This is a genomic window from Rhizobium sp. T1470 (assembly GCF_042140505.1).
GTDB lineage: Bacteria > Pseudomonadota > Alphaproteobacteria > Rhizobiales > Rhizobiaceae > Rhizobium > Rhizobium favelukesii.
On the sequence record NZ_CP148091.1, the window covers coordinates 2,216,735 to 2,240,655 of the forward strand.

The 23,921-nt window shown below is 60.2% G+C and carries 25 protein-coding genes and 2 pseudogenes; 20 read left to right on the plus strand and 7 right to left on the minus strand.

The window, feature by feature from the left end; all coding sequences use genetic code 11:
• Positions 1 to 77 precede the first annotated feature (77 nt).
• The 5 genes from WGT02_RS11190 (at position 78) to hflX (ending at position 6,396) form a co-directional block, all read left to right on the plus strand.
• A complete protein-coding gene (locus tag WGT02_RS11190) occupies positions 78 to 2,348 on the plus strand; it encodes a PAS domain-containing sensor histidine kinase (RefSeq protein WP_208247994.1) in 2,271 nt (756 codons plus the stop codon).
• Positions 2,338 to 3,702 carry a sigma-54 dependent transcriptional regulator gene (locus WGT02_RS11195; RefSeq protein ID WP_024316986.1) on the plus strand — a complete coding sequence of 455 codons (1,365 nt, stop codon included), beginning with the start codon at positions 2,338 to 2,340 and terminating at the stop codon, positions 3,700 to 3,702. Before WGT02_RS11190 ends, WGT02_RS11195 begins: the two co-directional genes overlap by 11 nt.
• Positions 3,703 to 3,767: 65 nt before the next feature.
• Entirely contained in the window at positions 3,768 to 4,631 is an 864-nt protein-coding gene (locus WGT02_RS11200; protein WP_024316987.1) for a D-amino-acid transaminase, read from the plus strand.
• Between the two features lie 110 nt (positions 4,632 to 4,741).
• A complete protein-coding gene (gene hfq, locus WGT02_RS11205) occupies positions 4,742 to 4,984 on the plus strand; it encodes an RNA chaperone Hfq (protein ID WP_003539403.1) in 243 nt (80 codons plus the stop codon).
• Positions 4,985 to 5,061: 77 nt separating this feature from the next.
• On the plus strand, positions 5,062 to 6,396 hold the full coding sequence (gene hflX, locus WGT02_RS11210; protein WP_024316988.1) for a GTPase HflX: 1,335 nt from the start codon (positions 5,062 to 5,064) through the stop codon (positions 6,394 to 6,396).
• A 69-nt stretch (positions 6,397 to 6,465) separates the two neighbouring features.
• Here the strand turns inward: hflX and mazG are convergent, their stop codons facing one another.
• Positions 6,466 to 7,299 (minus strand): nucleoside triphosphate pyrophosphohydrolase, encoded by an 834-nt coding sequence (gene mazG / locus WGT02_RS11215; protein WP_208247992.1) that lies wholly within the window; start codon positions 7,297 to 7,299, stop codon positions 6,466 to 6,468.
• 6 nt (positions 7,300 to 7,305) lie between these two features.
• Positions 7,306 to 7,893 (minus strand): nucleoside deaminase, encoded by a 588-nt coding sequence (locus WGT02_RS11220; protein WP_024316990.1) that lies wholly within the window; start codon positions 7,891 to 7,893, stop codon positions 7,306 to 7,308.
• A gap of 262 nt (positions 7,894 to 8,155) precedes the next feature.
• Between WGT02_RS11220 and cysG the strand changes: the two genes are divergently transcribed.
• Genes cysG through WGT02_RS11245 form a run of 5 tightly spaced genes read left to right on the plus strand, consistent with a single transcriptional unit; the run spans position 8,156 to position 13,361 of the window.
• Positions 8,156 to 9,592 (plus strand): siroheme synthase CysG, encoded by a 1,437-nt coding sequence (cysG, locus tag WGT02_RS11225; RefSeq protein ID WP_024316991.1) that lies wholly within the window; start codon positions 8,156 to 8,158, stop codon positions 9,590 to 9,592.
• A gap of 2 nt (positions 9,593 to 9,594) precedes the next feature.
• On the plus strand, positions 9,595 to 9,909 hold the full coding sequence (locus tag WGT02_RS11230) for a DUF2849 domain-containing protein (protein WP_024316992.1): 315 nt from the start codon (positions 9,595 to 9,597) through the stop codon (positions 9,907 to 9,909).
• 8 nt (positions 9,910 to 9,917) lie between these two features.
• Positions 9,918 to 11,588 (plus strand): nitrite/sulfite reductase, encoded by a 1,671-nt coding sequence (locus WGT02_RS11235; RefSeq protein ID WP_208247989.1) that lies wholly within the window; start codon positions 9,918 to 9,920, stop codon positions 11,586 to 11,588.
• Positions 11,589 to 11,598: 10 nt separating this feature from the next.
• A complete protein-coding gene (locus WGT02_RS11240; RefSeq protein WP_024316994.1) occupies positions 11,599 to 12,111 on the plus strand; it encodes a DUF934 domain-containing protein in 513 nt (170 codons plus the stop codon).
• A 38-nt stretch (positions 12,112 to 12,149) separates the two neighbouring features.
• Positions 12,150 to 13,361, plus strand: coding sequence for a UbiH/UbiF family hydroxylase (locus WGT02_RS11245; RefSeq protein ID WP_024316995.1), 1,212 nt, complete (start codon positions 12,150 to 12,152; stop codon positions 13,359 to 13,361).
• Here the strand turns inward: WGT02_RS11245 and WGT02_RS11250 are convergent.
• The 5 genes from WGT02_RS11250 to WGT02_RS11270 form a co-directional block, all read right to left on the minus strand.
• On the minus strand, positions 13,341 to 14,291 hold the full coding sequence (locus WGT02_RS11250) for an AEC family transporter (protein ID WP_208247987.1): 951 nt from the start codon (positions 14,289 to 14,291) through the stop codon (positions 13,341 to 13,343). The genes WGT02_RS11245 and WGT02_RS11250 overlap by 21 nt on opposite strands.
• A 40-nt stretch (positions 14,292 to 14,331) precedes the next feature.
• Positions 14,332 to 15,081 carry a cytochrome c biogenesis CcdA family protein gene (locus WGT02_RS11255; RefSeq protein ID WP_208247985.1) on the minus strand — a complete coding sequence of 250 codons (750 nt, stop codon included), beginning with the start codon at positions 15,079 to 15,081 and terminating at the stop codon, positions 14,332 to 14,334.
• A gap of 168 nt (positions 15,082 to 15,249) precedes the next feature.
• Positions 15,250 to 15,534, minus strand: a complete 285-nt coding sequence (locus WGT02_RS11260; RefSeq protein WP_208247983.1) for a hypothetical protein — start codon at positions 15,532 to 15,534, stop codon at positions 15,250 to 15,252.
• A gap of 303 nt (positions 15,535 to 15,837) precedes the next feature.
• On the minus strand, positions 15,838 to 16,065 hold the full coding sequence (locus WGT02_RS11265) for a hypothetical protein (protein ID WP_024316999.1): 228 nt from the start codon (positions 16,063 to 16,065) through the stop codon (positions 15,838 to 15,840).
• A gap of 210 nt (positions 16,066 to 16,275) precedes the next feature.
• The gene (locus tag WGT02_RS11270; RefSeq protein ID WP_225039811.1) at positions 16,276 to 16,431 is read right to left on the minus strand and encodes an entericidin; all 156 of its coding nucleotides are present in this window, start codon (positions 16,429 to 16,431) and stop codon (positions 16,276 to 16,278) included.
• A gap of 491 nt (positions 16,432 to 16,922) precedes the next feature.
• On the opposite strand from WGT02_RS11270, the pseudogene msuE reads away from it, so the two are divergent.
• The 10 genes and pseudogenes from msuE (at position 16,923) to istB (ending at position 23,787) form a co-directional block, all read left to right on the plus strand.
• Positions 16,923 to 17,469 (plus strand): annotated as a pseudogene (gene msuE, locus WGT02_RS11275) (FMN reductase).
• An 18-nt stretch (positions 17,470 to 17,487) separates the two neighbouring features.
• On the plus strand, positions 17,488 to 17,658 hold the full coding sequence (locus WGT02_RS11280) for a hypothetical protein (protein ID WP_167546207.1): 171 nt from the start codon (positions 17,488 to 17,490) through the stop codon (positions 17,656 to 17,658).
• 22 nt (positions 17,659 to 17,680) lie between these two features.
• Positions 17,681 to 17,839: a hypothetical protein gene (locus WGT02_RS11285; RefSeq protein WP_157997356.1), complete on the plus strand. Its 159-nt coding sequence runs from the start codon at positions 17,681 to 17,683 to the stop codon at positions 17,837 to 17,839.
• Between the two features lie 9 nt (positions 17,840 to 17,848).
• Positions 17,849 to 17,980: a hypothetical protein gene (locus tag WGT02_RS11290; protein ID WP_258579806.1), complete on the plus strand. Its 132-nt coding sequence runs from the start codon at positions 17,849 to 17,851 to the stop codon at positions 17,978 to 17,980.
• 36 nt (positions 17,981 to 18,016) lie between these two features.
• Entirely contained in the window at positions 18,017 to 18,616 is a 600-nt protein-coding gene (locus tag WGT02_RS11295) for an alpha/beta hydrolase (RefSeq protein ID WP_024318794.1), read from the plus strand.
• A gap of 149 nt (positions 18,617 to 18,765) precedes the next feature.
• Positions 18,766 to 18,900 (plus strand): hypothetical protein, encoded by a 135-nt coding sequence (locus WGT02_RS11300; protein ID WP_258579805.1) that lies wholly within the window; start codon positions 18,766 to 18,768, stop codon positions 18,898 to 18,900.
• Positions 18,901 to 18,937: 37 nt separating this feature from the next.
• Complete coding sequence (locus tag WGT02_RS11305) at positions 18,938 to 19,597, plus strand: peroxiredoxin (protein WP_024318796.1); 660 nt, start codon at positions 18,938 to 18,940, stop codon at positions 19,595 to 19,597.
• 74 nt (positions 19,598 to 19,671) lie between these two features.
• Positions 19,672 to 20,973, plus strand: a pseudogene (locus WGT02_RS11310) (LLM class flavin-dependent oxidoreductase).
• A 448-nt stretch (positions 20,974 to 21,421) separates the two neighbouring features.
• Positions 21,422 to 22,894: an IS21 family transposase gene (gene istA, locus WGT02_RS11315; RefSeq protein ID WP_208245170.1), complete on the plus strand. Its 1,473-nt coding sequence runs from the start codon at positions 21,422 to 21,424 to the stop codon at positions 22,892 to 22,894.
• Positions 22,891 to 23,787 carry an IS21-like element helper ATPase IstB gene (istB, locus tag WGT02_RS11320; protein ID WP_208245168.1) on the plus strand — a complete coding sequence of 299 codons (897 nt, stop codon included), beginning with the start codon at positions 22,891 to 22,893 and terminating at the stop codon, positions 23,785 to 23,787. The genes istA and istB overlap by 4 nt, the downstream gene beginning before the upstream one ends.
• Positions 23,788 to 23,921: the final 134 nt, after the last annotated feature.

The window sequence follows — 23,921 nt, forward strand, 5'->3', positions numbered from 1 at the left end:
TAGGTAGGCTGGCGGCTTCCCGCCCTATCCGCGGGGAGCGGCGGAAGCGACGGTCTGCCGCCAGGAGAATTAAGCGAATGGAACAGGATGCGATGCCGCCTGCGGCGGAAGGCGAAGCTGTCACGGCCGTGACCGATCGCCGTGCCCTGTTTGCGCTACCGGGCCTGATCCTTGCCGGCGGGGCGCTTCTTTGCGCGACGCTGACGCTCTTCGTGTTGCTTGGGTTGACCCCGATCGCGCCGACCTACCATGTCGTCGTCACCTCCGTCGTCGTGAACTCGTTCTTCGTACTCGGTTTGATGGCCCTCATTGCACGTGAGGTTTCCCGCCTGGTCAAGGCACGCAAACGCGGGCGCGCGGCGGCTCGGCTTCACATCCGCATTGTTGTGCTCTTTTCGATCGTCGCAATCACCCCGGCGATCCTTGTCGCCATTTTCGCCAGCATCACGCTGAATGCCGGCCTCGACCGGTGGTTTGCCCTTCGTACGCAGTCGATCATCAGTTCCTCCCGCAACATCGGGCAGGCCTACATGATGGAGAATGCGAGCTACCTGCAGGGCCAGACCGTATCGATGGCGAACGACCTCGAACGCAATCGAGCGCTGTTCAATCTCGATCGCACAGGCTTTTCCGATTTGATGACGCGACAGGCGCGAGGCCGCGGTCTGCTGGGCGCATTTCTGGTCCAATCTGACGGCTCTGTGATTATCCAGGCTGATATCAAGACCGAGAAGCCGCTGCCGGCAATTCCTCAGGACGCTTTGAACAAGGCCGCGGCGGGGCAGCCCACCTTGATCCCGCCGGGCATAACGAACTTAGTCGGCGCTATCATCAAGCTCGATGCGATTGATGGTGCGTTTCTCTACACGGTTCGCGCCGTGGATCCGAAGGTGATGGGCGCCATGCGGATGATGGAGGAGAACGCCACCGAATATAAGTCGATGGAAGCGGGGCGTTTCTCACTGCAGATCGCGTTCGCGGTCCTTTACATCGGCTTCGCTCTCATCGTTCTGCTCGCTGCCATCTGGACGGCGATTGCCGTAGCCGACCGTATCGTGCGCCCGATCCGACTGCTGATTACGGCGGCGGATAGCGTGGCTTCGGGCAACATGGATATCGTCGTGCCCGTCCATGCCGTGGACGGCGACGTTGCAAGCCTGTCGCGCACATTCAACAAGATGATCTCGGAAATCCGCACGCAACGTGACGAGATCCTGGAGGCCAAGGACGAAGTGGACGACCGTCGTCGCTTCATCGAAGCCGTTCTTTCCGGCGTGACTGCCTCGGTCATCGGTGTCGAGAACGACCGCAGGGTGACGATCGTCAACAGTTCGGCGGAAGCCCTGATGGCGTTGCCGGCGTCGGAGATGCTCGGCAAGCAGCTTTCCGAGATTGCGCCCGAGGTGGATCAGGTTTTGACCGAAGCTGCTTCCCGCTATCGTGGCGATTTCCGCAAGCAGATCGCTCTTGTGCGCGCAGGGACCGTACGGACCCTCAGCGTCCAGGTGACGCGCGAGGAGGTTCGCGACATGAGCGAATCCTATGTCATCACGCTCGATGACATCACTGATCTCGTCATCGCCCAGCGCTCGACGGCATGGGGCGATGTCGCCCGTCGTATTGCTCACGAAATCAAGAATCCGCTGACGCCGATCCAGCTGTCGGCGGAGCGAATCCAGCGCCGCTACGGGAAACAGATCGACCAGGACGACCGGGGTGTCTTCGACCAGTGCACGGAGACCATCATCCGCCAGGTGGGCGATATCGGCCGCATGGTCGACGAGTTCTCATCGTTCGCTCGGATGCCGAAGCCGATCAAGGAGCCGAGCGATCTGCGCAAGATCCTGCACGACGCGGTGTTCCTGCGCGAGATGGGCAACAGTCACGTTAGCTTCCAGCAGGAACTGGGCGACCAGCCGCTGGAAGGACAATTTGATAGTCGCATGCTCGGTCAGGCTTTCGGCAATCTGATCAAGAATGCGGTGGAGGCGATTGAAGCCGTGCCGAGCGGCGAGCGCGACCAACGCAAGATCCTGGTTCGTGCTTCGCTCGATCCGGTACGCGACCGCTTTACCGTTGATGTGATCGACAACGGTCGCGGCCTGCCGGTGGAGAACCGCCATAGCATTCTCGAACCATATACGACGATGCGCGAGAAGGGCACCGGGCTTGGTCTGGCGATCGTCAAGAAAATTATTGAGGAACATGGCGGGCAGCTCGAACTGCATGATGCGCCCGCTGATTTCGACCAGGGAAGAGGGGCCATGATCCGCGTGCACCTGCCACGTCTGGAAACCGTGCCTTCTGCCCCGGCCGCAAGTGACAAGGAAGGTGTTTATGGCCTCTGATATTCTGGTCGTCGATGACGAGCACGACATCCGCGAGATCGTCTCCGGTATCCTGTCTGATGAGGGACATGAGACCCGCACGGCACACGATAGCGACAGCGCTTTGGCTGCGATCTCCGATCGTGCGCCGCGGTTGATCTTCCTCGACATCTGGATGCAGGGAAGCAAGCTCGACGGTCTATCGCTGCTCGACGAGGTGAAGACGCGCCACCCGGATATTCCCGTCGTCATGATTTCCGGTCACGGCAACATCGAGACTGCTGTGTCCGCCATCAAGCGTGGTGCATTCGATTTCATCGAGAAGCCGTTCAAGGCCGACCGGCTGATCCTGATCGCCGAACGCGCGCTCGAGAATTCGAAGCTGAAGCGCGAGGTATCGGAACTCAAGCGCAAGGCTGGCGATCCGGTCGAACTCATCGGTACGTCGGTGGCGGTCTCGCAACTGCGCCAGACGATCGAGAAGGTTTCGCCGACCAACAGCCGGATCATGATTTTCGGCTCGTCGGGTTCCGGCAAGGAGCTCGTCGCCCGGATGATCCACAAGAAGTCGGCGCGTGCAAGCGGTCCGTTCGTGGCGCTGAATGCCGCCAATATCACGCCGGAGCGCATGGAGATCGCGCTGTTCGGTACCGAAGGTTCGCCCGGCCAGGCGCGCAAGATCGGAGCGTTGGAAGAGGCGCACCGCGGCATTCTCTATCTTGACGAAGTCGGAGAAATGCCGCGCGAGACGCAGAACAAGATCCTGCGCGTTCTCGTCGATCAGCAGTTCGAACGCGTCGGCGGCTCCAAGCGCGTGAAGGTCGATGTGCGCATCGTTTCGTCGACGGCCTACAATCTGGAGAGCCGCATCGCCGAGGGCTGGTTCCGCGAAGATCTCTACCATCGGCTCGCCGTCGTGCCGGTGCGCGTACCGGCGCTGGCAGATCGTCGCGAGGATATCCCGTTCCTGGTCGATCAGCTGATGCGGCAGATTTCCGAGCAGGCCGGCATCCGTCCGCGCCGCATCGGCGACGACGCCATGGCCGTGCTGCAGGCCCATGATTGGCCGGGCAACATCCGCCAGCTGCGCAACAACATCGAGCGGCTGATGATCCTTGCCCGTTCTGACGGTCCTGACGCGCCCATCACCGCCGAGATGCTGCCGACCGACCTCGGCGACATGCTGCCGAAGGTCTCGGCCAAAAACGACTATCACATCATGACGCTGCCGCTTCGCGAAGCACGAGAAATGTTCGAGAAGGACTACCTGATTGCGCAGATCAATCGTTTTGGCGGCAATATCTCGCGTACCGCAGAGTTCGTCGGCATGGAGCGTTCGGCGCTGCACCGCAAGCTGAAGTCGCTTGGCGTTTGATACCAGGGCGGCGCTGCTGCGCCGTCACTCGTTCACCTGCTTATACCCCCACGCACAGGTTCTCCATGCCCAGAATAGCCTATGTGAACGGCCGCTATGTCACGCACTCGAGCGCGATGGTCCATATCGAGGACCGCGGCTATCAGTTCGCGGATGGCGTCTACGAAGTCTGTGAAATCAGGCATGGCTATATCGTCGATCTTACGCGCCACCTAAACAGACTGGACCGATCGCTTGGCGAGTTGCGCATTGCCTGGCCGATGAGCCGTAATGCGCTAACCCAGGTCATTCGCGAAACGTTGCGGCGCAATCGGGTCCGCAACGGTCTCTTCTACATGCAGGTCACGCGCGGCGTTGCGCGGCGCGATCACGTATTTCCGGCAGAGGGAACCCTGCCGTCGCTGGTGATCACCGCCAAGAGCACTGATCCCTCGATCATCGCCAAAAAGAACGCTACAGGCATCAAGGCAATTACTGTTCCCGACAATCGATGGGATCGCGTCGACATCAAATCGGTCGGCCTCCTGCCGAACGCGATGGCGCGTCAGCAGGCGAAGGAAGCCGGGGCGCAGGAAGCGATCTATGTCGACGCCAAGGGCATGGTGAAGGAGGGCGCTGCGACCAACGTCTGGATGGTCGACCGCGGTGGTACGCTCATCACGCGCCCGGCGGAACATGGCATTCTGCGCGGCATTACCCGCACGACGCTGATCGATGTCGGAGCCAAGCTGGGGCTGACGATCGAAGAGCGGGAGTTCTCGGTCGCCGAGATGCTTGCCGCACGTGAAGTCTTCATCACGGCTGCAACGAGCATCTGCTTTCCGGTCGTGGCGATCGATGGCCAGTCGATCGCGAACGGTCATCCGGGCAGCATCTCCCAGAAAATTCGGGAGGCCTTTTTCGACGTTGCGGAAAAGATTGCGATTTGATACCAAGGCTTTCTGGGCAGAGGGGATGAGGGTTGTCAGCTGCCTGCAGGCGAGGTTGATTAGTATTTCACCGGCAAAACGAAGCCGGCAATAAAGAAAGAAGCGGCGCGATGGCGGAACGTTCTCAGAATCTGCAGGACTTATTTCTCAATACTGTTCGCAAGCAAAAGATTTCACTGACAATTTTTCTGATTAACGGCGTTAAGCTGACGGGTGTGGTTACGTCCTTCGACAACTTCTGTGTTCTGCTTCGCCGTGACGGCCATTCGCAACTCGTGTATAAGCACGCGATCTCGACCATCATGCCCGGCCAGCCGATGCAGATGTTTGAGAGCGAAGAAGCCGCTTCCTAACAGGAACTGCAATTATTTCGACACGCGATACAAAGAACGATTCGATCATCCCGGAAGCTGCCAAGCACCGGGATGACATGCGCGCGACCGTTGTCGTGCCTGTGCTCAAGCAGGCGCGAGGCGGGCGCAGCGCGGGCGATGCTGCGCCCGTGGTCACCAGGACGCCCGAGAGCCGCCTGGAAGAGGCGACCGGTCTTGCCCAGGCGATCGACCTTGATGTGGTGAATGGCACCGTCGTAACCGTCAACGATCCGCGACCCGCAACGTTGATGGGCACGGGCAAGATCGGAGAGATCAAGGCGACGCTCGATGAAAACGATTCTGGTCTCGTTATCGTCGACCATCCGCTAACGCCGGTACAGCAGCGCAATCTCGAGAGAGAATGGAACGCCAAGGTCATTGACCGCACCGGCCTCATCCTCGAGATTTTCGGCCGCCGCGCTTCCACCAAGGAAGGCACGCTGCAGGTCGATCTCGCGCATCTCAATTACCAGAAGGGCCGTCTGGTCCGCAGCTGGACGCACTTGGAGCGTCAGCGCGGCGGTGGCGGCTTCATGGGCGGTCCCGGTGAAACCCAGATCGAAGCCGACCGGCGCATGCTGCAGGACCGCATCATCAAGCTCGAGCGCGAGCTGGAGCAGGTCGTGCGTACACGCCAGCTTCATCGCGCCAAGCGCAAGAAGGTGCCGCACCCAATCGTGGCGCTGGTCGGCTATACCAACGCCGGCAAGTCGACGCTATTCAATCGCATAACCGGGGCAGGCGTGCTTGCCGAAGACATGCTTTTTGCGACGCTCGATCCGACACTGCGCCGAATGAAGCTGCCGCATGGCCGCACCGTGATCCTCTCTGATACGGTCGGGTTCATCTCGGACCTTCCGACTCACCTCGTCGCGGCCTTTCGCGCCACGCTGGAAGAGGTTTTGGAAGCCGACCTCATCCTCCATGTCCGTGATATGTCCGACATCGACAACCAGGCGCAGAGCGCGGACGTGCTCCGCATCCTGAAGGACCTCGGTATCGACGAGGCCGAAAGCGACAAGCGCATCATCGAGGTCTGGAACAAGATCGATCGCCTTGAACCGGAAGCCCACGATGCGATTGTTCAGAAGGCGAGCGGCGCCGAGAACGTGGTTGCCCTATCCGCAATCAGCGGTGAGGGTATCGATACGTTGATGGGAGAGATCAGCCGCAGGCTTTCCGGCGTGCTGACTGAAGCGACCGTACGCCTGCCTGTCGACAAGTTGGCGCTGCTGCCTTGGCTCTACGACCACGCGATTGTCGACAACCGCGAAGACAACGAGGACGGGTCGATCACACTCGATGTGCGCCTCTCGGAAACCGAATCGGTCGAACTGGAGCGCCGTCTCGGCAACGGGCCGAAGGCTGGCAAAGAGGACTGGGAGCGCTAGAGGCTCCCCCACAGCGGGTACTTGAGTTTACGCCCGCGATTGCGCTTCACGTGAGGCGAGGGTGTCGGCTCAACCCAACTGCCGTTCGATTGCCTTTGCCGCCTGCCAAATTTCTTCCATCCGCTCCAGGCTAGCTGCTGCCAGAGTTTCACCTTCTGCATCAAGAACAGCTTCGATGTGATTGAAGCGTCTACGAAACTTCGTATTCGTTCCGCGGAGGGATTCTTCTGGATCGGCCTTCACGTGCCTGCCGATGTTGACGACGGCGAAGATAAGATCGCCGAGTTCATCACTGACCTTCGCCTGATCGCCTTCGGCCAGCGCGGCGCGCAGCTCGCCGATTTCCTCCTCAATCTTGTCGAGGATCGGTTCGGGCGCCGACCAATCGAAGCCCACCTTCGCAGCATGCTCCTGCAGCTTCAGCGCCTCGGTCAGGGCAGGGAAGTTTCGCTGGACCGATCCCAGGAAACCGGCCTTGAAATCTTCGCTGACACCGCGCTTGGCTCGCCGGTCGGCGCGCTCGCGCTTTTCGGCCTGCTTGATATCGTCCCATTGCTTCTTCACCGCATCCGGCGTATCTGCATCGGAACGGGCGAAGACATGTGGATGCCGGCGGATCATCTTGCGAGTGATGGCCTCAACCACGTCGCTAAATGCGAACTCGCCGGCCTCTTCCGCCATGCGCGCGTGGAAGACGACTTGCAGCAGCAGGTCGCCCAGTTCCTCGCAGAGATCGTCCATGTCATTACGCTCGATCGCATCGGAGACCTCGTAAGCCTCCTCGATCGTGTAGGGTTTGATCGTCTCAAATGTCTGGACGATGTCCCAGGGACAGCCGGTTTCCCGATTGCGCAGCGCGGCCATGATCTCGATCAGGCGTGAAATGTCTTTGGAAGCGTCCATGGTCACTCAATTCAGCGGAATGTCGTTGTCGCCCTTCGACGCCTGGTAGCTGTCGGAGAGCGCGTCGTAGCGCGCCTTGATGCGCGCTGTTTGTGCCTTCAACTCGGCCTTCAAATGCTCGTCTTCCGTCTCGACGAGATCGGCAACCGCAAAGCTGTTCCAGAATGCGTTGCTGCGACGGTAGCCGCCAGGTTCCAGACCGAAGACTTCCTTCAGGATCTTCAGGTCATGGGGAATGGCGAAGGCGTCGCGGGAATCTTCGTGGCTGAAGAAATAGTAGAAATTGTCGAACCCGGCCCAGGTGATCGCAGACATGCACATGGTGCAGGGTTCGTGCGTCGAGAGAAAGATCAGGTCCTTCGTGGCTGGCTTCTCGCCAAGCTCGTAGAAACGCTTGAGCGTGTGCACCTCGCCGTGCCACAGCGGGTTTTCAAGCTCGTTGTTGGTCTCCACAACGACCAGCGAGAGGTCGGATTTGCGAAGGATCGCGGCGCCGAATACCTTGTTGCCGGCAGCGACCCCACGTTCGGTCATCGGAAGGATGTCATGTTCCATCACGTTGAGCAGGCGGGCGGCGATGGTCGTGTCGGGCATGGTCTTCTCCTTGGTGGCTGCACTCTACCGGCAGCGCCAGAGGAGGCAAATGCCGATTTGATCGCGTCGTCGGATTTCTCACAGCCTTTCTGCTGCGTTGCGGCAGCTCCAGGTGTGCCCGCTGCGCCGCACCGGTGACTTTTACTCAAATCGTTGGAAGAGCGGGTAAAAGAATACGCACCCGCGCAGGCTTTGGAATTTCTGTTTCTTCATTTGCCTGGCCGGACGGTGCATATTCCGGCAACTTCGAAATGGATTGATGATGCCTTGCAAGAATGAACAACTGTCGGTATTTCCTGCCTTCTTTCGCGTCGAGGGCAAGATCGCGGCTGTCTTCGGCAATGGCGACGAAGCCTTTGCGAAGGTTCGCCTGCTGCTGAATACGCAGGCGAGGGTCGTTGCCTATACCGATCGCCCCGAGGCCGATTATCACGCCTATCTGATCGCCAATCGCATCGAAACCGTGCGCGCCGGCTTTGCAGCCGAGCAGGTCCACAGCGCAACTTTGGTCTTTGCGGCGACAGGCGACGCGGCGCAGGATCGCGTCATCGTCGAGGCCGCACGCGCCGAGAAAGTGCCCGCCAACGCCGTCGATCAGCCTGACTATTGCGATTTCTTTACGCCTGCGCTTGTCAATCGCGCGCCGGTGGCTGTCGCAATCGGCACGGAAGGCGCTGGACCGGTGCTCGCACAGATGATACGCGCCCAGGTGGATCAGCTGCTTGCGCCGTCGCTGGGGCGTCTGGCCGATCTTGCCACCAGCTATCGAAAAACCGTCGAGCATCTCGTGCCGAAGGGGGCTGCGCGCCGTCTTTTCTGGCACCATTTCTTCTCCGGCGCGGTCGCCGATGCTGTCGCCAACGAGAACCTGCCGCAGGCGCGTCGTGCAGCCAATAGCCTGCTGCAGTCTGCAGAAAAGGTCGACGGCCACGTATGGCTGGTTGGTGCCGGGCCCGGCGCAGCGGACCTGCTGACGCTGCGCGCCCAGCGCGTGATGATGGAAGCCGATGTCATCGTCTATGATGCCCTCGTGCCGCAGGAAATTGTCGACATGGGCCGCCGCGACGCCGAGCGTCTATCGGTCGGCAAGCGCAAGGGATGCCATTCGAAGTCACAGGAGGAGATCAACGATCTTCTCGTGCACCTCGGTCGTGAAGGCAAGCGTGTCGTTCGCCTGAAGTCCGGCGATCCGCTAGTCTACGGTCGGGCAGGGGAGGAAATGGCGGCTCTACGAGTTGCTGGCATTTCCTATGAAGTGGTGCCGGGCATCACCTCGGCATTCGCCGCAGCTGCCGATTTCGAGCTGCCTCTGACGCTGCGTGGCGTTGCGTCCTCGCTGGTCTTCACGACCGGCCACGATCTGACGGGCGATGTCTTGCCGGATTGGGCAAGCCTTGCGGTATCCGGTGCGACAATCGCCGTCTATATGGGCCGCACCGTTGCCGCCTCGGTCGCTGAACGCCTGATGCAGGCCGGCCTTCCCGCGGAGACGACTGTTGCCGTCGTCGAGAACGCCAGCCGATCCGATCGCCGTCTGCTGCATGGGATTTTGCGGGATCTTCCCGACCTGCAGCACCGTAACGAGTTGACCGGCCCGGTCATGGTCATTATCGGCGATGCGGTCGCAGGCGCCAATTTCGAACTGTCGGAACCGCTGGTACGCGAACGCGCCCGGTCCGACGAATTTGCAAGGAGCTGAACATGGTAGACAAGGTTCTGACCGCCAACCGATTGACGGATGGTGTTGCCGTCTGGCTGAACGCCAATGGCGACTGGGTCGCCTCGCTGCAGGACGCCCTCGTTGCTCGCCATGCTGAAGCCGTCGTGGCGCTGGAAGCGATTGGCAAGAAGTCCTATGCCGACAACGAGGTCGTCGACGTTGCCGTCGTCGAAGTTCAGGAGACCAACGGCGTGCTCTGGCCGCTGCGCCTTCGCGAGCGCATTCGTGCCCAGGGTCCGACCATGGAATACGCGCCGGGTTACAAGCCCGCCGACCCCGCATTCATCGCAGTCTGAGGAAGCAGATGTATCGTTACGACGAATTTGACCACGCTTTTGTCGCCGAGCGCGTCGAGCAGTTTCGCGACCAGGTGCAGCGCCGCCTTTCCGGCGAGCTCTCGGAGGACGCGTTCAAGCCGCTGCGCCTGATGAACGGCGTCTATCTGCAACTCCACGCCTACATGCTGCGCATCGCCATTCCCTACGGCGCGCTGAGCTCTCGTCAAATGCGCATGCTCGCTCATGTCGCGCGCACTTATGACCGCGGTTATGGCCACTTCACCACGCGCCAGAACCTGCAGTTCAACTGGCCGAAGCTCTCCGACATGCCTGATGTGCTGGCCGAGCTTGCCACGGTCGAGATGCACGCGATGCAGACCTCGGGCAACTGCATCCGCAACGTCACGGCCGATCACTTCGCCGGGGCTGCCGCTGATGAAGTCGCCGATCCGCGTCCCTATGCGGAAATCCTGCGCCAGTGGTCCTCCGTGCATCCGGAGTTCTCGTTCCTGCCGCGCAAGTTCAAGATTGCCGTCACCGGTGCCGAGCGCGACCGTGCTGCGATCCAGGTCCACGACATCGGCCTGCATCTGAAGAAGAACGACAAGGGCGAAATCGGCTTTGCCGTGTATGTCGGTGGCGGCCAGGGCCGCACGCCAATGATCGCCAAGCTGATCCGCGACTTTCTGCCGGAAGAGGATCTGCTATCCTATACGACCGCGGTCATGCGCGTGTACAACCTGCATGGCCGTCGCGACAACAAGTACAAGGCCCGCATCAAGATCCTCGTGCATGAAACCGGCGCGGAAGAATTGGCACGCCAGGTCGAGGCCGAATTCGCAGAGCTTAGGGATACCGAACTGAAGCTGCCCGAGCAGGACGTCGAAGCGATTGCGGCCTATTTCGCGCCGCCGGCTCTACCCGATCGCGCCGAAGGCTGGGAGAACCTTGCCCGCTGGAAGAAGGCCGATCCGGCTTTTGCTCGCTGGGTGCAGCAGAACGTGCAGCCGCACAAGCATCCCGACTATGGCATGGTGACGATCTCGCTGAAACCGATCGGCGGCATCCCAGGCGATGCTTCGGATAGCCAGATGGATGCCGTTGCCGATCTCGCTGAGGAATATGCCTTCGACGAAATCCGGGTCAGCCACGAGCAGAACCTGATCCTGCCGCATGTGGCACTCGCCGACCTCGAAGCCGTCTATCGCGGTCTGGTAGCCATGGGCCTTGCGGAGGCAAATGCCGGTCTCATCACTGACATCATTGCCTGTCCCGGGCTGGACTACTGCGCGCTCGCCAATGCGCGCTCCATTCCTGTCGCGCAGGAAATCTCAAGGCGCTTCGGCGATCCAGCTCGTCAAACCGAAATAGGCGAGCTGAAAATCAAGATCTCCGGCTGCATCAATGCCTGCGGCCATCACCATGTCGGCCATATCGGCCTGCTTGGCGTGGAAAAGAAGGGCGCTGAACTCTACCAGATCACGCTCGGCGGGTCAGGCGACGAGCACACGTCGATCGGCGAGATCATCGGTCGTGGCTTCGAGCCCGAGAAGGTGACCGATGCGATCGAAACGATCGTCAACACCTACCTCGCGATCCGCAAGGAACCGTCAGAGATTTTCCTCGACACCTATCGCCGTGTCGGTCCACAGCCGTTCAAGGACGCGCTGTATGGTTCGGCGGCGGAAGCGGCGTAAGGAGGCGACGATGAGCAAGATCTGGAGAGAAACCGGCTTCGTCGAGAACGATCCCTGGGTGATTGAGACGGAAGAGGTGAAGGCAGGCGAGGCGCAGAAGCCCCTTCTTGGCCTCGATGAGCTGATCGCCAAAGCCGACGAGAGCAATGAAGTCGGCTTTGGCGTGCTGATCAAGCCGGCGGACGATGTGCGCAAGCTCGAGCCATACCTTTATCGGCTTGAGATCGTCGCTGTCGCCTTTCCGGCGTTCAATGATGGCCGCGCGTTCAGCCATGCGTCGCTGCTGCGCGACCGGCTCGGATACACCAACGAACTGCGCGCCGTCGGTGACGTGCTGATCGATCAGATCCCGCTGATGCAGCGCGTCGGTATCGACAGCTTCGCGGTGACCAATGAGACTGCGATCAAGCGCCTGACGGAGCGCCGCCTGCCGGGAATTCCGCATCATTATCAACCGGCTGTGCGTGACGCGGACGCCGGCAAGGGTTATAGTTGGCGCCGTCAGGCGAAGCCGGCTGCATAAGCACCGGATCGCCGTCGATGAATTGACGGAACGGTGCAATGAAGACTTTTGAAATCGCGGTGGTCGGCGGCGGGCTTGCCGGCATGATTGCCGCTATCGCCTTGGCACGCGGTGGACGCAACGTGGTTCTCGTTGCCCCGCCGTCACCCAGCCAGGACCGGCGCACGACCGCGCTCATGGATCAGTCGATCCGCTTCCTCGACAGGCTGACCCTTTGGGATAAGCTGCGCCCGGCTGCCGCGCCGCTTTCCACGATGCGCATCATCGACGGCACGAATCGCTTGCTGCGCGCGCCGATCACCACCTTCCGGTCCGTCGAACTGGACCTAGAGACCTTCGGCTACAATTTCCCGAACAGGGCGCTGATGGAGGTGCTGGAGGCTGCGATTGCGGTCGAGGGCAATATCACGCGTTTCACGTCTTTTGCCGACGTGATCGATATCGGCGCTGAGTCTGTGACAGTCACGCTCGCTGATGGCGAAGTCCTCTCGGCTGGATTTGCGGTTGGCGCCGATGGGCGCAAGTCGAAGCTCCGCGAAACCGCAGGCATAGACGTTCGCACCTGGTCCTATCCGCAATCGGCCATGGTATTGAACTTCGAACATTCGCTGCCGCATGAGAACATCTCGACCGAGTTCCATACGGAAAGCGGACCATTCACGCAGGTGCCGCTGCCGGGCAATCGCTCCAGCCTCGTCTGGGTCCAGAACCCTTCCGACGCCGTTGCGCGCAACGAACTCTCGCTTGCCGAATTGAGCAATGTCGTCGAAGAGCGAATGCAGTCACTGCTCGGCAAGGTGGAGGTGGAGGAAGGTGCGCAACTCTGGCCGCTCTCCGGCATGATGGCACATCGCGCCGGCAAAGGGCGGATTGCCCTGATCGGCGAGGCTTCGCACGTCTTTCCGCCGATCGGCGCACAAGGGCTCAACCTCAGCCTGCGCGATGTCATGGCGCTTTCGGATATTCTTTGCGCACGGCCCGAACTGCCGATCGCCGCCGATGCCGGCGACCGTTTCGATCGCAAGCGCCGCGCCGATATCATGACCCGCACGGCAAGCGTCGATCTTCTCAACCGCTCGTTGCTGTCCGATTTTCTGCCTGTTCAGGTGATGCGCGCTGCCGGCCTGCACATCCTGTCGGCACTCCCGCCACTGCGCAGCATCGTCATGCGCGAGGGCATCGAGCCCGGTCGCGGCTTTCGCGACATTCCCGGCGCTATCAAGGAAAAGCTAAGCCGGAAGAAAGCCTGATTTGATCGCAAGCAGGATGAGCGAGACCGTCACGACGGAAAGGGCCGTCGTGATCAGGATCGTCGCCGAGGCGCGCTCCTGCCAGACGCCGTATTGCTGGCCGATGACGAAGACATTGGTTGCCGTCGGCAGGGCGGCGAGCAGTACCGCGGCATAGATCCAGACCGGCTCGACGCCGCCAACTGCTGTCAGTGCGAGATAGACCACGATCGGATGTACGATGAGCTTGGCCGGAACGATATAGCCGATCTCGGCGGGTATGCGCTTCAGCGGCCTAAGGGCAAGCGTGACGCCCATGGTAAACAAGGCGCAAGGCGCGGCGGCCTGCGCGAGATAATCAACGAAGCGCTGGAAGGCGAGCGGCTGATCGATGTGCAAGCCTGCGGCAACAAAGCCGAGCGCCGTCGAAAGGATGAAGGGGTGAAAGGCCACTTTCCGAGCAATATCGATCGCCAGCCGCCCGGCGGAGCGCCGATCATCGCCGGCTGCCGCCATGAGCGCGGGCGCGACGATGAAATGCAGTGCGTTCTCGAGGCAGACAATAAGCGCGACCGGTACAGCCGCACCTTCGCCCAGAGCCAGCAACGCGAGGCCGGGACCCATGTAACCGATATTGCCATAAGCGCCGGCAAACGACTGGATCGTGCAGTCAGCGAGCGAACTGCCGCGGATCCAGCGACCGATCGCAAACAGCACAATGAAGATCGAATACGTCGCAGCGAGATCGGTGGCGATGAAATCGATGCGTGTCAGATCCTCGAAGGGTGTGCGTGAGACGAGTTTGAAGAAGAGCGCGGGCAGCGCTGCATAGATAATGAAGGTGTTCATCCAGCCGAGCGCGTCGGCGGGCTGCTTCGTCACTTTCCCTGCGATATAGCCAATGAGGATCAGGCCGAAAAACGGCAGAAGCAGACTGACGATATCGGACAACGGCTATTCCAATGCAAATTTCTGCGGGGGCGATTTCGGCTTAGCCGATTTTCATCAGGATTGGAAAGGTCTGCTGGAACCAGATTGCCACGTCACTGACGAACCCGAACATGAAAGCGAGGCCGGTCAGGATCAGGAACGCGCCCATGACTTTCTCGACCGTTCCGAGATGTCGGCGGAAGCGCGTCAGAAAGCCCATGAAGGCACCGGAAAAGCCAGCGGCAATCCAGAACGGGATGGCAAGGCCGAGGGAATAGACGGCGAGGAGCCCGGCACCCGAGCCAACCGTCTCCCGCGAGGCTGCGACGCCAAGGATCGCACCGAGTACCGGGCCGATGCAGGGTGTCCAGCCGAAAGCGAAGGCTAGGCCCATGACATAGGCACCCGTCAACGTCGCCGGCTTGCCGGTGCCCTGAAAGCGCGCCTCGCGGGCCAGAATTCCAATTCGGAAGACCCCGAGGAAATTCAAACCCATGACGATGATGATCAGGCCGCCGATCTTTGCCAGGAGATCGAGATGCTGACGAAGCGCCATGCCGATGCTGGATGCACCAGCCCCGAGGGCCACGAAAACGGTGGCGAAGCCGAGCGTGAAGAAAAGCGCTGAAAACAGCACGCCCCGCCGCGCATCCGGGGCAACGGCGACCGCACTGCCGCCGCGGAACTGCTCGACGGAAATGCCGGCCATGTAGCAGAGATAGGGCGGAACGAGAGGCAGGACGCAAGGAGACAGGAACGAAAGCGCGCCGGCAAATAGGGCGCTCAACAAGGAAATATCGGCGATCGACACTTAGGGACTCCGGCGGCAGGCAATCATCCGCGAAGTCCTATCGCAGCCTAGGCATCGGGGCCAATCACCTTTTTGCGCTTCTTTTTGAAAAAGAGCCTCCTGAAATGCTGGCGCGCAGTCTGCGCACCAGAGATCGACGGGGATTCTCACGCCGTCGGCGACGGCGGATTAGCGGTCGCCGCAGACGGTCCTGTATTTGGTGATGTAGTGATGATGGCTCTTCTTCTGGTAGGGCTGTTCCCAGCATACCTGCCGGGACGCATAGCTCGGACGATCATAATCGTCATCGTCGTAGGCATAGCGCGGGCCGTGTCTGTAGTAGCGGGGCGGTGGCGGATCGTCATAGTAGCGCGGACCTCCGGAGCCGAGTTCGAAGTATACGCCGTCCGCGAAAGCTGGTGCGCTCACAAGCAGCGTCGCAAGTCCAGCAGCTGCAACAATAAGCTTTCTCATGATCGGTCTCCATCTGTATCTGCTGACGTAACGCCTTTGGAGCGCTGTTGGTTCGACAGATTAGATGTGAGGAATGAATGCGCACTGAAACGGGCGTTCATGTTCCAGTCATGTGGGAGATGACCACAGAGCGTTATGATTCGATGGAGCTTGCCCCGCACGGCCGGGCGTTAAATGCATCGGAAACTGAATACGGTGAAAGACAGTCGCACACAATTTCTGCAATGTGCGGGGATCAGATGCTCGGCGGTCCGCCGCCATCGGTGCCGCAATCGACGTCGCGAGGCAGACAAACGCTACGGCTCAATGATCAGCATCCGAAACATGGGGAATATGCAGTATGTGGCCATCGAGCAGGAGGAGGAAATGTTCTTCATCGAGCCGATTCACGATCTCGCCGTCCTCCGTCATATAATCGGTCTTGGGCGAAGCCGCGTTCTGTCCAGAAATCCTGATCTGCTGAATGACAACGTAGGTTTTCCCTCCGTCGTCCTGACACCGAAACCGCCTTTCCTCTCTATAGTTCGACATGGCTTGGCCTCCATCGCATCAAGAGGAATCTTTGCCGTCATCAATGCGATTTCAAGGCCCGACGATTATTTCGGACGATTTGACGCGAACAGATTGAGACGTCCGTGCCGAAACGCAGTCTGGGATGGCCGCCAAGGACGGGTCCTCAGCAGCGTTCAAACCGGAAGCATCAGGCCCGGCCCGGTAAATGGCTGCGAACCATCAATGAAATTAACGGGACGCAGCGTGCGCGACACGATTGCCGGCGTTCTGGGTAGCATTGACGGTATTGGCCGCATCGCGCCCGACGCCCTTGATCGTGTTTGCGCACGAACTCAATACAATGAGCAGGCACAAGGGAGCAGTAACTTTGGCGGTGATCGTCATCGGGGCGTTTCCTAGTTGAAGACGATAGCTAATGCGCCAGACCGCAAGTTGTTCAAAACGAACCGGAATCGCGTTGAGCCAGTCCATGAAATGAGGGCGGGAAGGGAATGTCCAAGGAAAAGCCCGGCGGGTAGAATCCACCGGGCCTTTTGGACCTACATAGGCGATGCTGGTCCGGCAGCGCGGATTTCAAACGCTGCACTCCTTTAACGAAGAACGCGACCAAAGGTTCCCACAAATACTATTCCGCCGCCCAACCTTACGGCGCGTGCTATGCGGTCTTGAATCGTTCCCTCTCGGGGCAGGGGTGCTCATTCGCGGGCTTCGCAGGCTTTGCGCTCAAAAGGCTAGCAGGCGCTGCGGAAGCCAAGCTGCCGCGATGGCGCGTTTGAGGGCATCGAATTTCACGCTTCCTTCTCATAACGGAACGTCATTTCTTTTGTTCACTAAATTTATAGACAATATTCGATGCGATAACGAAGGAGAGATATATGTCGCTGCGATTGGTGGGCATTGCCGGTAGCTTCAACCGTCCGTCCAAGACCTATGCCCTGGTCGAGCATATTGCCGGGCTTGCCGCTGCAAACTACGGCTTTTCCTCGAAGATCTACGATCTCAAGGACGTTGGCCCATCATTGGGCACTGCCCTATGGCGCAGCGAGCTGGATGAACAGGCCAGCCAGGTTCTCGATGATATCGTCAAGGCGGATGTCCTGGTTGTCGGCTCGCCGACCTACAAAGGATCCTATCCTGGCCGATCTTATCGAGCCGAGCGAACTCCGCTCCAAGCCGATCATCATCTCTGCGACCGGTGGCGGGGATCGCCATGCCCTGATTGTCGAGCATCAACTGCGGCCACTGTTCGGCTTCTTCATGGCCCACACGCTGCCGACGGCCGTCTATGCCTCTGACCGCGATTTCGTCGACTACAAAGTCGTCTCCGAGGCGCTGTCTGGCCGCATCGGCTCTGTCGTCGATGAGTTGGCTGCCTTCTCCTTCCTCCCGTCGGTAAAGGCCACGCTTCAAGCCGCCGAGTGAGATCTGGGGGATGGTGAGATGGACAGTGCGGAGAAGACGCCGATGGGAAGCGAGCTTTGGAGCGTCTTCGACTTTGCTCGCCGTTATCGACTGACGGTGCGCGAGCAAAACCGTCTGCTGATGCTGTTCGGCCCCGTCGCCACCGCCGCGGACTTGCTTTCGAATGCGAGGCGCAACCAGTTGATCTGACAAGGTATGCAAGGAGAAGCCGATGCTGCAGTCTCTTCTTTTATGGCTACGGTGGGCCGTCCTCGGGCCTCCGCAACCGACGGCGAGCGCACCGCGGATCGAGCTGCAAAGTGACGGCGAGCCGACGGCCCGCGACTATGAAATCTACTATTGGAACCCGTCTCCGGGGCCCTGGTACTGAGGGATCGTCATGGCTGTTTTCGATGATCGCCGCATCGCTCCGCGAAGCCGGCTTGTAGGTGTTGTGGCAGATATGGCCGCTTCTGTGGCAACGGTGCTCGCCTTCGGGCTCCTCTTCGCGATCACTCTCGGCGTTCTCTAGCAACGGATAGCTCACACGACGCGATAAGGATTGATGATGACGCCAGTACTTGTTCTTCCCGGGCTCTTCGGATCAGAGGATGCGCATTGGCAAACCGCCTGGCTGCGGGATCATCTTGAAAGTCGCCTCGTCCATCAGGACGACTGGGATCATCCGCATCTGAGAATCTGGCGGGCAAGACTCGAGGCCGTGCTCGAAGAGGTCGGCGAGGCCTACATCGTGGCCCATAGCTTAGGATGTCTGCTTGCAGCGAGCCTCGCCGGGCGGCCTGCCGCAGCACGGGTGAGGGGAGCGCTCCTCGTGGCGCCGTGCGATCTTCCCGCGACCGAGAAGCTTCATCCCCGCCAGATTGCTTTCGGCACGATGCCGACGGCTGAGCTGACGTTTCCAAGCATCGTCGTCGGCAGCCTGAACGATCGTTACATGTCGCTCGACCGCCTGACGCTCTTTGCCCGTCTCTGGGGCAGCGAGTTGCGCAACGCCGGTCTGGCCGGACACATCAATGTCGCCAGCGGCTATGGCCGTTGGCCGGGCGGCTACCGTGTTTTCGAAGCGCTGAAAGCCAGGACCCGCCATCTCGAAAAGATACCGCAGAAAAAGCGGTCTCTCGGCAGAGAGATCTCGTCCGCGTGGTAGAGGATCTCATGGCGTCGCCAAGACGATCATCGACGACATCGGGTGAAACTCGCCGGCGGACACTTCGTCGTCGTGCGTGGGTTCTCCTCGAATATGCGCATGATCTGGACGACCAATCTGACGCGCCGAAGATCGAGAAGCTCTGTCAAATGATCGACAGAATGAGCGTGGATATTGCTGCGGCTGATAAGGCGAGCTTTGCGGCTATCCTTCATCAGGCGACCGTTTTGACGCAGGTGCTTGAACAGCGGCTGAAAACGGCTAGACAATTCACCCGTCATTGAAAACCAACGCCATTTTTACCAACAAGGGTCAACGCTCATGAGCCTCCGCATCAACGATATCGCACCTGATTTTACCGCTGACACCACGCAGGGTCCCATCCAATTCCACGACTGGATCGGTGATGGCTGGGCGGTGCTCTTCTCGCACCCAAAGAACTTTACGCCGGTTTGCACGACCGAGCTTGGCGCGATGGCAGGACTGGAGCCCGAATTCCGCAAGCGCGGCGCCAAGATCATCGGCATCTCCGTGGATCCTGTGGAAAGCCACGGCAAGTGGAAGAACGACATCAAGACGGCGACCGGCTTCGATGTCGAGTATCCGTTGATCGGCGACAATGACCTGAAGGTCGCCAAGCTCTACGACATGCTGCCCGCTGGAGCCGGAGAAACGTCGGAGGGGCGCACGCCGGCGGACAATGCGACCGTCCGTTCGGTCTTCATCATCGGTCCCGACAAGAAGATCAAGCTGATCCTCACCTATCCGATGACGACGGGCAGAAACTTCAACGAGATCCTCCGCGCGATCGATTCCATCCAGCTGACCGCAAAGCATCAGGTTGCGACGCCGGCGAACTGGCAGCAGGGCGAGGACGTCATCATCACGGCTGCCGTTTCGAACGAGGACGCGGCAACCCGCTTCGGTTCGTTTGACACGGTATTGCCGTACCTGCGCAAGACCAAACAGCCACAGGCGTAGTCTTTGGGCAGGGGCAGGTATAGGACGGGAGGGCTTGATGGGCACAGGAGCGGCAATTGCACCTCGGCGCCTTCATGCGCCCTGTCAGCCTGCATACAGGGGCCTGGCGCTACCCCGGCGCCTATCGAGACGCGAACTTCAACTTCAAGCACTTGAAGGAATTTGCGCAAAAGCTGGAGGCGGCGAAATTCGACGCCTTCTTTATGGCCGACCACCTTGCCGTGCTCAACATGCCCGTGGAGGCTCTGAAGAGAAGCCAGACGCTTATATAACCTCCTTCGAGCCGTTCACGCTGCTGTCGGCCGCTTGCCGCCGTCACTGATCGGATCGGCCTCATTGCGACGGCCTCGACGACCTTCGACGAGCCCTATCACGTTGCCCGCCGCTTCGCTTCTCTCGACCATATCAGCGCCGGGCGCGCGGGCTGGAACATCGTAACGACGGCCAATCCCGATGCCGCGCTGAATTTCGGCCTCGAGGAACATGTCGAGCACGGCGAGCGCTACCACCGCGCCCGGGAATTCTACGACGTCGTTACCGGGCTCTGGGACAGCTTTGCCGACGACGCCTTTACGCGCGATGTCGAAAGTGGGCAGTTCTTCGATCCAGCCAGAATGCATGTCCTCAATCACAAGGGCGAGGAGCTTAGCGTGCGCGGCCCGCTCAACATCGCCCGCCCGCCGCAGGGCTGGCCGGTGATCGTGCAGGCGGGGCAATCCGAGCCGGGCCGCCAGCTTGCCGCCGAGACAGCAGAAGTCGTCTTCTGTTCGCCTCGCGACCTACCGGCCGCGCAGGCGCTCTATGCCGATATCAAGGGGCGCATGACCGCGATCGGCCGGGATCCTCACAATCTCAAGATTCTGCCGGCCGCCTTCATCGTTATCGGCGACAGCGTCGAGGAGGCGCGCGCGAAGCGGGCGCGTCTCGATAGCCTCGTTCACTATGACAGCGCCATCGCATCCCTCTCGATCGCTCTTGGTCACGATGCTTCGGGCTTCGATCCGGATGGGCCGTTGCCTGACATAGCGGAGACGAATGCCAGCAAGACTGGCCGCGCGCACGTGCTGAAGCTTGCCCAAGAGGAGCAGTTGACCGTTCGGCAGCTCGCGCAGCGCTATGGCGGCTACTCCGGCCTTGCCTTCGTAGGAACGCCGGAAACGATTGCCGACCAGATGACGAAATGGCTGGTGGAGTGCGGTAGCGACGGTTTCAATGTCGTCTTCCCGTATCTTCCCCAAGGTCTCGGCGATGTCGTCGATCGGCTCGTACCCGAGCTGCAGCGGCGAGGGATTTTCAGGCTGGATTACGAGGGCACGACACTGCGTGAGCACCTTGGCCTTCCTCGACCCACCAACAGATTTTTTGCAAGTCCCTGAACCGCGATAATGGCGGAAGAGATGTCGGATGAATTGTGTGCTGTGCGTGGCGTCCGGGATTTTCCGTTATCGTATTGAAATTAATAGTAATGTTATTTTAAGAATCCGTGCTGATTCGCTATAATTGCGGCTGCAACGGACTCCCAAAGTGGGGAACGACTTGGCGCGAGGGCTCAACAAACTTTCAGCTTCCGCACCGCTCTTTGAGGGAAGATAGTCCCTGCGCGGCGACAAACAAGGTGAGACTCAGCGTCAATCAGGATGAGACTCGGCGGCGGGGGTGTGACGAAGGGAGGGCGTAGCCCGACTGGAGTTACACCCCCGCCGCGGCGCAATTTTTCGGCGTCTCATGATCGCGGTTGGCCCGGTAGCGTCGGTGATTTTCTGAGAATGGAGAATCACCTTTGTGCCGGGTCGCCATGTAACCGATCATCAGACGAGGCTTTTTATGAAGTACCGACAAAACAACCCCATTGAGGTCGCTGCCGCCAAGGCGTCGATCAGCCGGGCGACGGCTTACCGCATCGAGAAGGATGCGCGTCTTCCATCGCAGACCAAGCCGCCGCGCGACCGGCGTCGCCCCGATCCCCTTGAGCACATCTTCGACGCCGAGGTTGTTCCGCTCCTCAAGGCCGCGCCCGGCATCCGAGCGGTCGCCGTTTACAACGAGATGCTGCGGCGTCATCCAGAGCTGTCAGAAGGTGTTCGCCGTACGATTGAGCGTCGTATCCGATCATGGCGGGCTGTTCACGGTCAGGAGCAGGAAGTGATCTTCCGTCAGATGCACGAACCCGGTCGGTTAGGACTGTCGGATTTTACCGACATGGGCAGCCTCGGCGTGACGATCGCCGGCCAATCGCTCGATCATCTGCTTTATCACTTCCGGCTGGTCTGGTCGGGCTTCGAGCATGCCCATGTCATCCTGGGTGGAGAGAGCTTCGTCGCTCTGGCCGAGGGGCTGCAGAACGCCCTGTGGTCGGTTGGCGGTTCGCCGCTCTATCATCGCAGCGACAGCTTATCGGCCGCCTTCCGCAACCTCGATGCCGACGCCAAGGTCGATCTGACGCATCGCTACGACGAACTGTGCGCCCATTATCGCATGACGCCGACGCGCAACAACAAGGGCGTCGCGCACGAGAACGGCTCGATCGAAAGTTCCCACGGCCATCTCAAGAATGCGATCCGCGATGCTCTGCTGATGCGCGGAACCAGGGACTTTGGCGACCTCGGATCCTATCGCGCCTTCATCGATGAGATCGTCAGCCGCCGCAATGCCGCACATGGCAAGCGCATCGATGCCGAGCGCACGCATCTGCAAGCTCTTCCCGATCGTCGCACCACCGACTTCGAAGAGGTCATCGTCACCGTATCGAGCACCGGCGGCTTCGCCTTGCGCAAGGTCTTCTACACCGTGCCTTCCCGTCTGATTGGCCACCGGCTGCGGGTGCGTCTGTTCGACGATCGCCTCGACGTCTTCATCGGCGGCACGCATCTGCTGACATTACCCCGAGGCCGCGCCCATGCGAGTGGCAAGCACGATCAAGTCGTCAACTATCATCACGTCATTCATTCCCTGCGCAAAAAGCCGATGGCGCTTTTGGGGCTCGTCTATCGCGACAAGCTCTTCCCCAGGCCGGAATATCGCAGGACTTTCGACGCGCTCATCGAGCAACTGCCCGAGCGGCAGGCTTGCAAGATCACCGTGGAACTGCTTGCCTTGGCTCACGATCGCAGTTGCGAGCGTGAACTGGCCGAGGAGCTTGCCAAAACGCTCGACGCCCACAAACTGCCTGATCTGGCGGCTTTGAGAGCGGTCTTCAGCCCGGACCCGGATCAGTTGCCGATCGTTCATGTGCAACTCGCGTCGCTCAATGGTTATGAAGCCCTGATCGGCACGGCCTATGCGGGAGAGGTCGCATGAAGAGCAACATCCACACAGTCGATGAAGCCCGCCTCGGCATCATGCTCAACGAACTGAGGCTGCCGACGATCAAGACGTTCTGGCACCAATTTGCCGAGCAGGCCGATCGGGAAGGATGGCCTGCTGCCCGTTTCCTCTCGGCCATCGCCGAGCATGAATTGGCCGAACGCGCCCATCGCAGGATCGAAAGACACCTCGCCGAGGCCCACCTGCCACCCGGAAAGACGCTCGACAGCTTCGCCTTCGACGCTGTTCCCATGGTCTCCAAGGCCCAGGTCATGGCGATTGCAGCCGGCGATAGCTGGCTCGCCAAAGGCGCCAATATCCTGATGTTCGGTCCGCCCGGCGGCGGAAAGAGCCATCTCGCCGCAGCCGTCGGCCTCGCGCTAATCGAGAACGGCTGGCGCGTGCTCTTCACCCGCACGACCGATCTCGTCCAGAAGCTTCAGGTCGCGCGGAGGGAGCTTCAGCTCGAAGCCGCCATCGCAAAGCTCGACAAGTTCGATCTTCTCATCCTCGACGACCTGGCCTACGTCACCAAGGACCAGGCCGAAACGAGCGTGCTCTTCGAACTCATCTCCGCAAGATATGAGCGGCGTTCCATCATGATCACCGCCAATCAGCCCTTCGGAGAATGGAACCGCGTCTTTCCAGACCCGGCCATGACGCTTGCCGCGGTGGACCGACTTGTCCATCACGCAACAATCTTCGAGATGAATGTCGAAAGCTACCGGCGGCGTTCGGCCATGGAAGCCAAACGCCAGCGCGGCAGACCCGCCTCATTCGCGACAATCAAAAGCTCTTCCCAGCTTGTCGCGGAGCGGCAATCAGAACACGATGAAACTCTTGCCAGCGACAATCAACATGATAACTTCGCTCCAACCGCGACATAAGAATCTCATCCAGATTGTCGCTCGCGTCGCATCCTGATCGTCGCGCTATAATAGTCCCGATATGCGTACGACAGTCCACCACGAGAACGCGCGTTGCGACAGGTTCCCCATCATCAGCTGGCTCCCTTGTGCCA

What these genes read in the sequence shown, in the direction of transcription:
- WGT02_RS11220 (WP_024316990.1), bottom strand. Translation starts at nt 7,893, where the DNA reads ATGCCCGACACGACCATCGCCGCCCGCCTGCTCAACGTGATGGAACAT.
- WGT02_RS11280 (WP_167546207.1), top strand. Translation starts at nt 17,488, where the DNA reads ATGGACAGTGCGGAGAAGACGCCGATGGGAAGCGAGCTTTGGAGCGTC.
- istA (WP_208245170.1), top strand. Translation starts at nt 21,422, where the DNA reads ATGAAGTACCGACAAAACAACCCCATTGAGGTCGCTGCCGCCAAGGCG.
- WGT02_RS11265 (WP_024316999.1), bottom strand. Translation starts at nt 16,065, where the DNA reads ATGTCGAACTATAGAGAGGAAAGGCGGTTTCGGTGTCAGGACGACGGA.
- WGT02_RS11285 (WP_157997356.1), top strand. Translation starts at nt 17,681, where the DNA reads ATGCTGCAGTCTCTTCTTTTATGGCTACGGTGGGCCGTCCTCGGGCCT.
- WGT02_RS11200 (WP_024316987.1), top strand. Translation starts at nt 3,768, where the DNA reads ATGCCCAGAATAGCCTATGTGAACGGCCGCTATGTCACGCACTCGAGC.
- WGT02_RS11240 (WP_024316994.1), top strand. Translation starts at nt 11,599, where the DNA reads ATGAGCAAGATCTGGAGAGAAACCGGCTTCGTCGAGAACGATCCCTGG.
- WGT02_RS11290 (WP_258579806.1), top strand. Translation starts at nt 17,849, where the DNA reads ATGGCTGTTTTCGATGATCGCCGCATCGCTCCGCGAAGCCGGCTTGTA.
- WGT02_RS11300 (WP_258579805.1), top strand. Translation starts at nt 18,766, where the DNA reads ATGATCGACAGAATGAGCGTGGATATTGCTGCGGCTGATAAGGCGAGC.
- cysG (WP_024316991.1), top strand. Translation starts at nt 8,156, where the DNA reads ATGCCTTGCAAGAATGAACAACTGTCGGTATTTCCTGCCTTCTTTCGC.
- WGT02_RS11190 (WP_208247994.1), top strand. Translation starts at nt 78, where the DNA reads ATGGAACAGGATGCGATGCCGCCTGCGGCGGAAGGCGAAGCTGTCACG.
- WGT02_RS11270 (WP_225039811.1), bottom strand. Translation starts at nt 16,431, where the DNA reads ATGACGATCACCGCCAAAGTTACTGCTCCCTTGTGCCTGCTCATTGTA.
- WGT02_RS11245 (WP_024316995.1), top strand. Translation starts at nt 12,150, where the DNA reads ATGAAGACTTTTGAAATCGCGGTGGTCGGCGGCGGGCTTGCCGGCATG.
- WGT02_RS11305 (WP_024318796.1), top strand. Translation starts at nt 18,938, where the DNA reads ATGAGCCTCCGCATCAACGATATCGCACCTGATTTTACCGCTGACACC.
- istB (WP_208245168.1), top strand. Translation starts at nt 22,891, where the DNA reads ATGAAGAGCAACATCCACACAGTCGATGAAGCCCGCCTCGGCATCATG.
- hfq (WP_003539403.1), top strand. Translation starts at nt 4,742, where the DNA reads ATGGCGGAACGTTCTCAGAATCTGCAGGACTTATTTCTCAATACTGTT.
- WGT02_RS11260 (WP_208247983.1), bottom strand. Translation starts at nt 15,534, where the DNA reads ATGAGAAAGCTTATTGTTGCAGCTGCTGGACTTGCGACGCTGCTTGTG.
- WGT02_RS11195 (WP_024316986.1), top strand. Translation starts at nt 2,338, where the DNA reads ATGGCCTCTGATATTCTGGTCGTCGATGACGAGCACGACATCCGCGAG.
- WGT02_RS11230 (WP_024316992.1), top strand. Translation starts at nt 9,595, where the DNA reads ATGGTAGACAAGGTTCTGACCGCCAACCGATTGACGGATGGTGTTGCC.
- WGT02_RS11295 (WP_024318794.1), top strand. Translation starts at nt 18,017, where the DNA reads ATGACGCCAGTACTTGTTCTTCCCGGGCTCTTCGGATCAGAGGATGCG.
- hflX (WP_024316988.1), top strand. Translation starts at nt 5,062, where the DNA reads ATGCGCGCGACCGTTGTCGTGCCTGTGCTCAAGCAGGCGCGAGGCGGG.
- WGT02_RS11235 (WP_208247989.1), top strand. Translation starts at nt 9,918, where the DNA reads ATGTATCGTTACGACGAATTTGACCACGCTTTTGTCGCCGAGCGCGTC.
- mazG (WP_208247992.1), bottom strand. Translation starts at nt 7,299, where the DNA reads ATGGACGCTTCCAAAGACATTTCACGCCTGATCGAGATCATGGCCGCG.